This window comes from Brevundimonas sp. FG128 (genome assembly GCF_057809775.1).
In genome coordinates this window covers 187,323-199,071 of sequence record NZ_JBMDKP010000001.1, presented here as the reverse complement: position 1 = coordinate 199,071, position 11,749 = coordinate 187,323, and the positions used below count along the sequence as shown (strand labels likewise).

The 11,749-nt window shown below is 67.4% G+C and carries 9 protein-coding genes; 3 read left to right on the top strand and 6 right to left on the bottom strand.

Going from position 1 to position 11,749, the window contains the following annotated elements:
• Window positions 1-72 precede the first annotated feature (72 nt).
• Window positions 73-1,080, top strand: coding sequence for a thioredoxin-disulfide reductase (trxB, locus tag ACODSC_RS01025; RefSeq protein WP_488810977.1), 1,008 nt, complete (start codon window positions 73-75; stop codon window positions 1,078-1,080).
• Window positions 1,081-1,096: 16 nt separating this feature from the next.
• On the opposite strand, the gene ACODSC_RS01020 is transcribed toward trxB, so the two are convergent.
• The 4 genes from ACODSC_RS01020 to ACODSC_RS01005 all read right to left on the bottom strand — a co-directional run bounded on the left by ACODSC_RS01020 (window position 1,097) and on the right by ACODSC_RS01005 (window position 5,798).
• Window positions 1,097-2,056, bottom strand: a complete 960-nt coding sequence (locus ACODSC_RS01020) for an aldo/keto reductase (protein WP_488810976.1) — start codon at window positions 2,054-2,056, stop codon at window positions 1,097-1,099.
• Window positions 2,057-2,125: 69 nt separating this feature from the next.
• A complete protein-coding gene (locus tag ACODSC_RS01015; protein ID WP_488810974.1) occupies window positions 2,126-2,533 on the bottom strand; it encodes a response regulator in 408 nt (135 codons plus the stop codon).
• A 69-nt stretch (window positions 2,534-2,602) separates the two neighbouring features.
• On the bottom strand, window positions 2,603-4,537 hold the full coding sequence (locus ACODSC_RS01010) for a PAS domain-containing protein (RefSeq protein WP_488810972.1): 1,935 nt from the start codon (window positions 4,535-4,537) through the stop codon (window positions 2,603-2,605).
• Between the two features lie 79 nt (window positions 4,538-4,616).
• Complete coding sequence (locus tag ACODSC_RS01005) at window positions 4,617-5,798, bottom strand: cell wall hydrolase (protein WP_488810970.1); 1,182 nt, start codon at window positions 5,796-5,798, stop codon at window positions 4,617-4,619.
• 212 nt (window positions 5,799-6,010) lie between these two features.
• On the opposite strand from ACODSC_RS01005, the gene ACODSC_RS01000 reads away from it, so the two are divergent.
• Window positions 6,011-9,286: a PAS domain S-box protein gene (locus tag ACODSC_RS01000; RefSeq protein WP_488810968.1), complete on the top strand. Its 3,276-nt coding sequence runs from the start codon at window positions 6,011-6,013 to the stop codon at window positions 9,284-9,286.
• Window positions 9,287-9,346: 60 nt separating this feature from the next.
• Here the strand turns inward: ACODSC_RS01000 and ACODSC_RS00995 are convergent, their stop codons facing one another.
• Complete coding sequence (locus tag ACODSC_RS00995) at window positions 9,347-9,703, bottom strand: DUF6481 family protein (protein WP_488810966.1); 357 nt, start codon at window positions 9,701-9,703, stop codon at window positions 9,347-9,349.
• A gap of 245 nt (window positions 9,704-9,948) precedes the next feature.
• Window positions 9,949-10,134 carry a hypothetical protein gene (locus tag ACODSC_RS00990; RefSeq protein WP_488810965.1) on the bottom strand — a complete coding sequence of 62 codons (186 nt, stop codon included), beginning with the start codon at window positions 10,132-10,134 and terminating at the stop codon, window positions 9,949-9,951.
• Between the two features lie 446 nt (window positions 10,135-10,580).
• Here ACODSC_RS00990 and ACODSC_RS00985 point away from each other — a divergent pair, with 446 nt between their 5' ends.
• On the top strand, window positions 10,581-11,732 hold the full coding sequence (locus ACODSC_RS00985; protein WP_488810963.1) for a cell wall hydrolase: 1,152 nt from the start codon (window positions 10,581-10,583) through the stop codon (window positions 11,730-11,732).
• Window positions 11,733-11,749 lie beyond the last annotated feature (17 nt).

Below are 11,749 nucleotides of genomic sequence, written 5' to 3'. Positions count from 1 at the left end.
GTGCACTCTGTCCTGTCGCACCTGTGACGCGACGACCATCGCGCAAACGGGAATCAGCTTCTACATAGGCCCATGACCCAAGCTCGTACCGTCCGCGTCGCCATCATCGGTTCCGGCCCCGCCGGCTGGACCGCCGCCATCTACGCCGCCCGCGCCTCGCTGAACCCCGTCGTCATCGCCGGCCTCCAGCCCGGCGGCCAGCTGACCATCACCACCGACGTCGAGAACTACCCCGGCTTCGCCGACACCATCCAGGGCCCGTGGCTGATGGAGCAGATGCAGGCCCAGGCCCTGCATGTCGGGACCGAGGTCATCCACGACATCGTCGTCTCCGCCGACCTGTCGCAACGCCCCTTCAAGCTCAAGCTGGACGGCGGCGACGAGATCCTGGCCGAGACCGTCATCATCTCCACCGGCGCCCAGGCCAAATGGCTGGGGCTGGAGTCCGAGGCCGCCTACCAGGGCTTCGGCGTCTCGGCCTGCGCCACCTGCGACGGCTTCTTCTATCGCGGCAAGGAAGTCGTGGTCGTCGGCGGCGGCAACACCGCCGTGGAAGAGGCGCTGTTCCTGACCAACTTCGCCTCCAAGGTCACGGTCATCCACCGCAAGGACGAGTTCCGCGCCGAGAAGATCCTCCAGGACCGCCTGTTCGCCAATCCCAAGATCGAGGTGATCTGGAACGTCGCGGTAGAGGAGGTCGTCGGCGTCGTGGACGGCGTCGCCAGGAACGTCACCGGCGTCCGGCTCAAGAACGTCCAGGACGGCTCGACCCGCGAAATCCCCGCCGACGGCGTCTTCATCGCCATCGGCCACGCCCCCTCGTCGGAACTGTTCAAGGGCCAGCTCGAGACCAACTCCGGCGGCTACCTGCGGGTCAAGCCGGGCACCGCCCAGACCGCCATCGAGGGCGTCTGGGCCGCCGGCGACGTGACCGACGACGTCTATCGCCAGGCCGTCACCGCCGCCGGCATGGGCTGTATGGCCGCCCTGGAAGCCAGCCGCTTCCTCGCCGAAGAAGACCACGCCAAGGCCCACCACCCCATCACCCACGCCGAGGCTGAGAAGATCGGGGTCTGGTGACCCCGATCCTTCGGCATCAGTAAGCCGACGCCTCCGTCAGTTCCGCCACATCCTCGTCCGACAGCGTCAGGGTCGCCGCCTTTAGCGTGTCGGCCAGTTGCTCGGTCGTCGTCGCGCTGACGATGGGTGCCGTCACCCCCGGCTGGGCCAGCAGCCAGGCCAGGGCGACCTGGGCCGATGTCGCCTCGTTCTTCTGGGCCACAGCGTCCAGCACCGCCAGGATACGCACCCCGCGCTCGTCGAACTTGTCCTTCAGCATCCCCTCGCGCTTGGTCCCGGCGACCTGGTCGACGGTCTTGTACTTGCCGGTCAGGAAGCCGCTTTCAAGGCTGAAGTAGGTGATGACCCCCAGCCCCTTTTCGACCGCCAGATCCTGCAGCCCGCCCTCGAAGGTGTCGCGGCTGTACAGGTTGTAGTGCGGCTGGATCGTCGCATAGGCGGCCAGACCTTCGCGTTCGGAGATAGCCAACGCCTCGGAGACCTGTTCGGCCGAGTGGTTGGACGTGCCGATGGCCCGCACCTTGCCCGCCTTCACCAGCTTGTCGAGCGTGCGCAGGGTCTCTTCCTGCGGCGTCTTCGGATCGGGCCAGTGGGTCTGGTACAGGTCGATATAGTCGGTCTGGAGCCGACGCAGCGACGCCTCGACCGCCGTCTCGATCCAGGCCGGCGACAGGTCGTAATGGCCCTGGCCCATGTCCGACCCGACCTTGGTCAGGATCTTGACGTCGTCTCGGCGTCCCCGCGCCTTCAGCCATTTGCCGATGATGACCTCGCTCTCGCCGCCCGAATGGCCGGGCACCCAGCGCGAATAGGCGTCGGCGGTGTCTATGGCGTCGAACCCGGCCTCTACGAAGGCGTCCAGCAGGGCGAACGAGGTCGCCTCATCTGCGGTCCAGCCGAAGACGTTGCCGCCGAACACCAGAGGGGCGATTTCCAGGCCGCTAGGACCGAGCTTGCGTTTTGGAAGGGCTGTCATGGGGAGGTCTCCTTTGGGGAGCCCCCGACATATGCCGCATCGCAACGACCGCAACCGCCCCGGAAGCGGTTACGCGAAGAGTTGAAGACCCGGGGGCGCGTATTGCACGGGCTCGCCGTGGCGGCGGCGCAGGGCGTAATCGACCGCCGTCTGAACCGCCTGTTCGTCCGTCGGCTTGGACAAGACGCCGATCGTGCCAGCGACGCCTTCGCGCACCATGCCGGGATTGGCCGTCATGAACAGGACAGTCACCCCCATGTCCTGACCCAGTTCGCGGCCCAAGCCGATCCCGGTCGGCCCGTCGGAAAGGTGGATGTCCACCAGCGCCAGGTCCACATCATTCTCGCGCACCAGATCGCGCGCGGCCTTGGCGGTCGCGGCGACGCCCAGGACTTCATGTCCCAGATCTTCCAGTACGAAACGCAGCTCCATCGCAACCAGGGCTTCGTCTTCGATGATGAGGATACGCGCGGTCATGAGGTTACGGCTTATGCTCGGGAGCGTACACAACGCAACTTCGTCCGTTAGGTTTCACGAGAAACCCGATCACAGCGTTTTTTCCGCAGCCCTGCGGCGCGAGAGCGACGCCGCCGGAAGATCGACCAGCACCTTCAGCCCCTCGGGCCGCCATTCGCGCTCCAGTCGGCCACCCAGCTGGCCCTCCACCGACAAGGTCGCCAGCGACGAGCCGAAACCCGTCCGCGCGGGCGCGCCGGTCACATGCGGGCCGCCGCTCTCGGTCCAGGTCAAGGTGAAGCGATCGTCGTCGCGCCGGGTCTGCAGTTCCACTCGACCGCCCCTTTCGGACAGGGCGCCGTATTTGGCGGCGTTGGTCGCAAGCTCGTGGAACAGAAGCGCGACGGAGGTCGCAGCCTGGTCGTCGAACACGGCGTCGTCGCCTTCGATCCTGACGCGCGGTGCATTCTGATCGTCGGCATAGGCCTTGAACAGGTCGCCGAGGAAGGAATGCAGGGTCGTCGCGCCGACGGTCGGCTTGGAGGTTTCCGTGTGCGGCCGCACGAACTCATGCGCCCGCGCCAAGGCCGCGATCCGGGTCCGCAGCGAGGCCGCGAAGGATTTCGCCTCCGGATACTGACGCGCCGAAAGCGCCACCAGGGCGGTGATCACCGCGAAGATGTTCTTGATCCGGTGGCTCAACTCTTGGCTGACCAGTTCGCGTCCCTGCTCCAGCTTCTTCAGCTCGTCGATATCGGTGCAGGTGCCGAACCAGCGCGTGATGCGGCCCTGATCGTCCCGGATCGCCACCGCCCGCCCCAAGGTCCAGCGATAGCCGCCCGTGTGGTGCTTCAGCCGATATTCGATTTCGTAAGGTTCGCCGGTCTCCAGCGAGCGTCTCCAAGACACCCAGGCGCGCGGTTGATCGTCCGGATGGAACATGTCGTTCCAGCCCTCGCCATCCGTCGATCCGGCCGGAACGCCGGTGAACTCGTACCAGCGCGCGTTGTAGTAGTCGTGGAAGCCGTCGGGCAGGGTCGACCACACCATCTGCGGCATGGCGTCGGCCAGGATGCGGAACTTGGCTTCGCTCTCGCCCAGCGCCTTGGCGATCTCGACCAGATCGGCCTCGGCCTTCTTGCGGTCGGTGATATCGACGGCGATGCCCGGAAAGCGGACGGGGCCCCCCGCAGCGTCGAAATAGACCTGGCCGCGCGCCAGTATCCAGCGCACGTCAGGGCCTTCCACGACCCGATATTCGCTCAGGAAACGACCGTCGCCCTTCATGGCCCGATCGATATCTTCACCCACGCGGTCAGTGTCTTCGGGATGGATATTGACTGTGAAGGTGCCGATGGGGGCTCCATCCCGCGCACCAGCCGGATCGACGCCGTACATTCGCGCAAAACGCTCGTCGGCGACCACGCGGTCCTCGACGATGTCCCAGTCCCAGGCGCCGACATAGGCAGAAGCCTCCATCGCCATACGCGCGGTCTGCTCGCTTCGATCTCTCTCACGCAGGGCTCGGCGCAGTTCCAGTTGCGTCATGACCTGATCGGCGAGGGTCTTCAGCGCCATGGCCTGCAGATCCGTCAGACCCTCCGGCCGGGGCTTGTCGTCCAGCACGCAGAGAGCGCCCAGCGGCGCGCCCTCCGACGTCCTCAGCGGATAGCCGGCGTAGAATCGGATGTGCGGGGCGCCCGTGACCAAGCCATTGTCGGCGAAGCGCGCGTCCTGAAGCGCGTCAGGAACGATCATCACCGCGTCGCCGAGCATGGCGTGGGCGCAGAAGGACACGGGACGCGGCGTCTCGCGCACACCCAGGCCGACTTCCGCCTTGAACCACTGGCGTTCCGCATCGACCAAGCTGACGGCGGCCATGGGCGCGGCGCAGATGCGCGCCGCCAGGTTCGCCAGATCGTCGAACGACGACTCCGGCGCCGTGTCCAGCACGCCATACTGTTTGAGCGCAGTCAGACGTTCCGGCTCGTCCCACCTAGGACATTCGACTTCGGGGTGGGTCAAGCAGGCGTCCTCATCTGCGGGGAACGCCCCGGCACGGTCTTCAATGCCCAGACTGGCGAAGGCGTTGCAATGCACGATCTCAATTCGGCGGCCGCCCGACTTCTTCCACGTCCATCGTCGTCACGCCCGCTGGTGCGGGCGTGACCGGCTTGGGAGCAGGCGCAGTTCGGTCCAGCGCGGGTAGCCTGGCATTGATGGCGGCGACTTCCTCTCGGGTCGGCAGACGGCGTCCGCCCAGGCTGACCACGCCGACGACGCGTTGCTGGCCGTCCACCTCGACCGTCCGCAGCGGCGCGTCCTTGACCGGCGCATCAGGATCGGGTCCCCCCGTCGCCTGAACGGCGCCAGGCAGGATGCGCGGCTTGGAGAAGCGCGCCTCGTCGATCACCGGCTCGCGACCATTATAGACTTTGCGGAAGGCGGCGGTCTCGCCATAGACGCCCTTCCAGCGATAGAAGACGTGCGCCCCGATCTGCGTGACCTTGGCCACGGTCGGCGCCCACCACGGATGCACATAGTCGGCGTGATAGTGGGTGGCCGTGCCGACTTCCTGGGCCACGGCGCCGTTCAGCGCCTTTTCCGCGACCTTGCGCGCCCGCTCCCAGGCCCAGCCGACCGGCGCCTGCGACAACGACCCGTCGCAGGTGAAGCTGAACTGGCAGCCCGTCGTCCGCTCGGCGCCCTCGAACACCACGCCGCACACCGTCCCGGCGTAGTTGGGATCCCGCACGCGGTTCAGCACCACCTGGGCCACGCCCGCCTGACCCGCGTCAGGCTCCAGCGCCGCCTCGAAATAGACCGCCTGGGTCAGGCAACGCAGAGCGCGCCTGCGGTCATCGGCGCTGCCGTTGAAAACGAAGGGCATGGCCGGGCGAAGCGCGCCGGACGCCGGCGCCAGGGCTGCGTTCAGACGCTGAGCCTCCAGCCCGCTCTTGCCCAGCTCCAACCCCGGTCGACCCGCCAGCGTCAGACTTTCCCACCCCGGCGTCAGCCCATAAAGCGCCGGCTGCAACAGGTTGGGGTCGTGCCGCATGGCCAGGGCCAGTTGCGACGGCGTCAACCGTCCCTTGATCGCGTTCAGTCCGCCTTCGCCCAGATCGCCGCCCGTAATGCGCGACACCGCCTCGGCGGTGCGATCGACGTCGGGCCGCACGCTGGATCCGGCCGCCATGGCGACGCCCAGCACCGCGCCGGCTGCGGGCAAGGCCGCCGCCGAACGCCGCAGCGCCTTCCACATCGTCTTCCAGTGCGACAGCGTCATTCAACGTCCAAAATCGGCGATCGGCTGAACGGCCGCGCCTCAACGAGAGCGTATATAGCGGGACTTATAGGCCATTTTCCGGCGATACGACGACCGGCGTTATCGCGCCACCCTCATACGTCGAACCACAGCGGGGTGGTCGGCAGGAACGCAAGATGGCACACCACGTTCCTGGTATCGCGAGCGTACGCGGCTGGGGGAAGCGGGAGAGCATGAGCGCAGGCGCGTTCTCGAGGCGTATCGCCGGCACGGACCGATGGCTGATCGGCCTGTCGCTCTGGGCCGCCCGCTCGCTGCTCAGTCGCATCCTGGTCGGCGTGGGGTTCGCTTTGGCGGGCTTGGTGGTTCGCGCCGCAGCCTCCTCCTTCTATGGCGAAGTTACCGGGTTCGCGATCCTGCTGCCTGCGGTCAGCCTGGCGGCGCTGGCGGGCGGCTGGACCGCCGCCCTTGTCGCGGTAAGCGTCTGCATCGGCGGCGGTTGGATGATCCTGGCGCTGACCACGACGGGCGAGGATGGCGTGCTGGTCGCCATCGGCTGGGTGGCGACCATCAACTTCCTTGTCGTTGCGCTGGTCACCGCCTTGGTCGGCGCCTCGCTGAGGCGCACCCTGTTGCGACTGCGTGAAAGCGAGTCACGGTTCCGACTTCTCGCCGACACCGCCCCCTCCCCCATCTGGCTGCTGAATGCGAACAATCAGGTGGAGTTCATCAACGCGGCCGTCACCGAATTTCACGGCCTGACCATCGATAACCTCGGCGAAGGCTGGAAAGACTCGCTCCACCCGGAAGATCGGGACCGCGTGAATGCGGTGGAAACCGCCTCTATTCCCAATCGCCTGCCCTATGACTTCGAAGCACGAGTGAGGCGTCACGACGGCAGCTGGCGCTGGATACGCGCCACAGTTCGCCCGCGTTTCGACGAGGGCGGCGCCTTCCTGGGCTTCGCCGGGATGTCCTTCGACTTCACGGACAATCGCGAGGCGCTGGACGCCTCGGCGCGTGCCGAACGGCGGCAGGCCTTCCTTCTGGATCTCAGCGATCGCCTGCGCGACCTGACCGATTCCGAACAGATCATGACCGAGGTCGAAAGCGCCCTGGGCAGCCTGATGGACGCTGAACGCGTGGGCTACGGCGAAGTCGATCAGGAGGCGGGCGTCGTCTCCATGAGCCGCGACTGGACCGCCGGCGTGGCCAGCGCCCAGGGCCAGTTCAGCCTGCATGCCTTCGGCGAGGGCCTGATCGCCGACCTGTCCGACGGCCGCACCATCCATATCGAAGATGTCCGCCAGGACCCGCGCACGGCCGATTTCGCCGACGCTTTCGACGCCATCCAGACCCGCGCCCTGATCCGCGCGCCCCTGATCCGGGGCGGACGCCTGCGCGCCTTCCTCTATGTCCACGCCTCGGCGCCGCGACGCTGGACCGAGGCGGAGGTCAGTCTGGTCGAGGAGATCGCCGCCCGCACCTGGGCCGAGGTCGAGCGCGCGCGCGCCGAAACCGAGAGGCGCGAGAGCGAGGAACGTTTCCGGGCCATCGCCGACACCGCGCCGGTCCTGATCTGGGTCACCCAGCAGGACCGCCAACGCGCCTTCGTGAACCAGGCCTACGTCGCGTTCCATGGCGGGGATTACGAGACGGTTCGCACGCTGGACTGGCATGTGGCGCTCCATCCCGACGACCAAGCGCGAATTCTGGCTGAATCCCTAGCCGGTGAGGCGACGCGTCAGCCTTTTTCGCTGGAGGCCCGCTATCGCCGCCACGACGGCGAATGGCGCTGGCTGAAGTCCTTCTCGCGGCCGCGTTTCGCGGGGTCGGAGGTGATCGGCTTCGTCGGGGTGGCCTTCGACGTCACCGACATGCGCGCCGCCCAGGCGCGGCTGGAAGAATCCGAAAGCCGTTTCCGCACCGTCGCCGACAGTGCGCCGGCCCTGATCTGGATGTGCGACGACGCCGCCCAGCTGGTGTTCGCCAATCGTCGCTACCGCACCTTCTTCGGGCTGAAATCCAGAAGCCGGCTGGCCGACAGCTGGCGCGCCCTGATCCATCCCGACGACGAGGCCGTCTTCTCCGGCGCCTTCATGAGCGCCTTCGAGGCCAGAGATCGGTTCGAGGCTCTGACCCGCGTCATCCACCCGACGCTGGGACCGCGCTGGCTACGCAGCGAAGGCGTGCCGCGCTTCGACGCCGCGGGCGAGTTCCAGGGCTATGTCGGCGCCAGCCTGGACGTCACCGACGCCAAACGGGCCGAAGACGATCTGAAGCGGATCAACGAACTGCTGGAAGAGCGCGTCGACGAAGCGCTGCACGAGAAGGCCAAGGCCGAGGCCCAGCTGATGCACGCCCAACGGATGGAGGCGGTCGGGCGGCTGACCGGCGGCGTGGCGCACGATTTCAACAATCTGCTGACCGTGGTGATCGGCGCCCTGGACATAATCCTGCGCAGCGACGACGCCGCCAAACGCAAGAAGTTGGGCGAGGCCGCGCTCGCCGCCGCCCGTCGCGGCGAAAGCCTGACCCACCAGCTTCTGGCCTTCTCACGTCGCCAGGCCCTCCGCCCCGAAGCGATCGACCTCAACGGATTGATCCGCGAGAGCGAGCCCCTGCTGCGCCGCGCGGTCGGTGAGGCGGTGGACTTCAGGGTCAAGCTGAAACGCGGCGGCGCCCGCGCCAGCGTGGATCCGGCCCAGTTCGAGGCGGCCCTGCTGAACCTGGTCGTCAACGCCCGCGACGCCCTGGGCGACGTGACCGGGGGCCAGGTTCGCGACGGCGCCCGGATCACGATCCAGACCATGGCCTGCGAGGTCGAGCCGGGACAGGTCGCGGAGCTGGCGCCCGGCGACTATGTCTGCGTCGTCGTGTCCGACAACGGCGAGGGCATTCCGGCGGAAATCCTGGACCGGGTGTTCGAGCCCTTCTTCACCACCAAGGCCGTCGGCAAGGGCACGGGTCTGGGCCTCAGCCAGGTCTACGGATTCGCTCACCAGTCGGGCGGCGGCGTCCACATCACCTCCGCACCGGGACGCGGCGCCGAGATTCGCCTGTATCTGCCGCCCCTGCTGGCCCAGGACATCGCGCCGGTCCCGACGCCTGCGGTCCAGGGCGACGCGCCCTACGCCAAGGGCGGCCGGCTGTTGCTTGTCGAGGACGACCCCGGCGTGGCGGCCGTGGCCCTGGAAATCCTGGAAGGCTTCGGTCTGGAAGTCGAACTGGCCGAGAACGGGCCCGAGGGCCTGAAGGCGTTGCAGGCGTCGCGGTTCGAACTGATGCTGACCGACGTGGTGATGCCCGGAGGCATGAGCGGGGTCGAACTGGCGCGCGCGGCGTCGCACGAATGGCCGGATCTGCGGATCGCCCTGACCTCGGGCTATGTCGGCGAGGACGTGGACGCCGTGCTGGCGGACACCCCCTGGCCCCTGCTGCGCAAACCCTATTCGTCCGATCAATTGCGCGCGTTGCTGGACCGGCTGATCGCCATGTCCCCGGCTTAAGGCAAAGAAAAACGCGCCGCAGAAGCTGCGGCGCGTCGATCTCGTCGAACAGGATGGTCTTTAGCGGCGCGCCTTGCGCGCGGCGTAGCGGGCGTCCCGCTTGGCCTTCTGCTCTTCCTTGGTCAATTGCTTGCGCGCCTTGCGGTCAGCGCGCTTTTCGGCCTCGACCGCTTCCTGCGCCTCGAGATCGGCCGCCATGCGGGCGGCGTCCTTCTCGGCCTTCTCGCGGCGCTGTTCTGCCTTGGCCAGCTCGTGCTGCTGGCGCAGGGCTTCCTTCTCGGCGGCGCGCTTTTCGGCCAGGCGGTCGAATTCGGGGTCGGGGGCGGCGGCCTTCGGCTTGAATTTGGCGAGCAGGGCCTTCTTGGCCTCCTGCTGGGCGGTAATGCGGTCGGAAAATCCGGTCTTCAGATCTTTCATGCGAAAGCGTCAGGGTTCCTTGTGAACGGCCAGGAGCGGCCGTCGGGGGTCAGGCGAAACGTGCGGCCCGAAGCGGGGCGCACAAAGCCGATAAGCGGGCGAAAATCAAGGTTCGCGGCGCGGAAATCGGTCCCAGACACGATTTGTGGTCTGGCGGCGTCATCATCGACGCCGGGTGATGTAGATAGGTCGCGCCCGCCCGAAGGCAAGAGATCGCCGTTCGAACGGACGCGATTGGCGCGGATTCAGTTCGGCTTTTGCGCCTGTCCCACCACCGTTCCAGCGGCTCCGCCGACAGCGGCGCCGACCGGTCCGCCGACGACTGCGCCGGCGATTGCACCGCTCGCGGCCTTCTGTTCGATGGTCGTCCCGCACGCGGCCAGGGCCAGGGTTCCGGCGACGGCGGCCGTCATAACGATGATTCGCGACATGATGCTTCTCTCCAAAGGCCGCGCTTGAACGCGACCGCGAAGCCTCGGTTCCCCAAACATCTTTAGTAGCGATTACGCCGCCGTCATATTTTTGAACAGGGCATCGTCACTCTGAGGCCCGTACACGTCTATACCCGGCGACCATTGGTCAGATTTTGTGCAACCCAATACAGTATTCGATATATTGATTATGCGATTTGCGTCCGGTTTCGGCCACATCTCACTAGCCGTCTGAAAAATACCTAATCGTTTCGCCACCTTAACCATCGGATTGCGAATCGAACACATTGAGGCCATAAAAGACTGGCTATAGGCCCGTCCTCGACGCCCGGGCCAGTGAGCCGAGCGCCGGAAATTGCAGGCTGGAATGCGACCGCAGAGTCGCCTCGCCGGCAGGATTACCCCCGGGGGCCGCGTTTCTCGCCCTGCTGAACAGGACTACCTCGTTGTCGCATTCCTCGCAGACGCGCGCCATTCTGCGCGCCGATCGTGTGGCCAAGATCAAGCCCATGACGGCCGCGGCAGCCTTTGGCGGGCTGGTGGGACTGGCGATCGGATGCGCCTATCTGGGCGGCACGGCTGCGCGCGCGACGACGCTGCGCGCCCAGGCCGAACGGATTCAGGGCGCGACCGCCGCCGGCTTTACCGAAGAGGCGCTCGCCGCCGCCGCCGGCGGCCTGGACGCCAGCGCCCTGACCATCGCGCGTCGCCACGACCCCTATACCAGCGCCGGCTCGGCCCAGCGCGACCGCCAGGCCGAATTGCTGGCCGCCCGTCTCGAACAGCTTCGCGCGCCCGGCGACCCCAATCTTCGCCGCGCCAGCCTGACCGCCCCGACCGCCGCCCGCCCCTTCCAGATGGCCAACGCCCTGGACGCCAGCCGCGATCTCGATTGCCTGACCCAGGCCGTCTATTATGAAGCGCGCGGCGAGGGCCGCGACGGCATGAAGGCTGTGGCCCAGGTCGTCCTCAACCGCGTGCGCCACCCCGCCTTCCCCAAGACGGTCTGCGGCGTCGTCTTCCAGGGTGCCGCACGTCGCACGGGTTGCCAGTTCTCCTTCACCTGCTCCGGCGTGATGAAGGGCCGGGTCAACCAGACCGCCTGGAACCGTGCGCGCGCCGTCGCATCGGACGCCATGTCCGGCTCTGTCTTCGCCCGTGTCGGCAACGCCACCCACTTCCACACCACCGGCGTCGCGCCGGGCTGGCGTTCGTCGCTGGTTCAGGTCAGCCAGGTCGGCAGCCATCTTTTCTATCGCTTCGGCGGCCGTTCGGGCTCCAGCGGGGCCTTCACCTATGCCGCCCGTCCGTCGGCCCCTGCGGAACAGCCGCGCCTGATCCAGGCGGGCCTGAACCCGGTCGAGACCGCGCGTCAGGCCGGCCAGGCCGTCGCCTATTCATTGGTTCTCGCCCAGGAAGGTCTGTCGTCGCCCGCACCGGCCGCCCAGCCCGCGACGCCTGCGCCACGCGCCGCCGCGCCGGTTCAGAACCCGACCGCAGGCCGCGCCGCCACCGCTCAACCGACCGCGCGTCCTGCCCGGCCCGCCGAGACCCCGGCGTCGACCGACGTTGCAGAAACGGCCTCCAGCCCCGCCTGATTTGCGGAGGTTGGCGG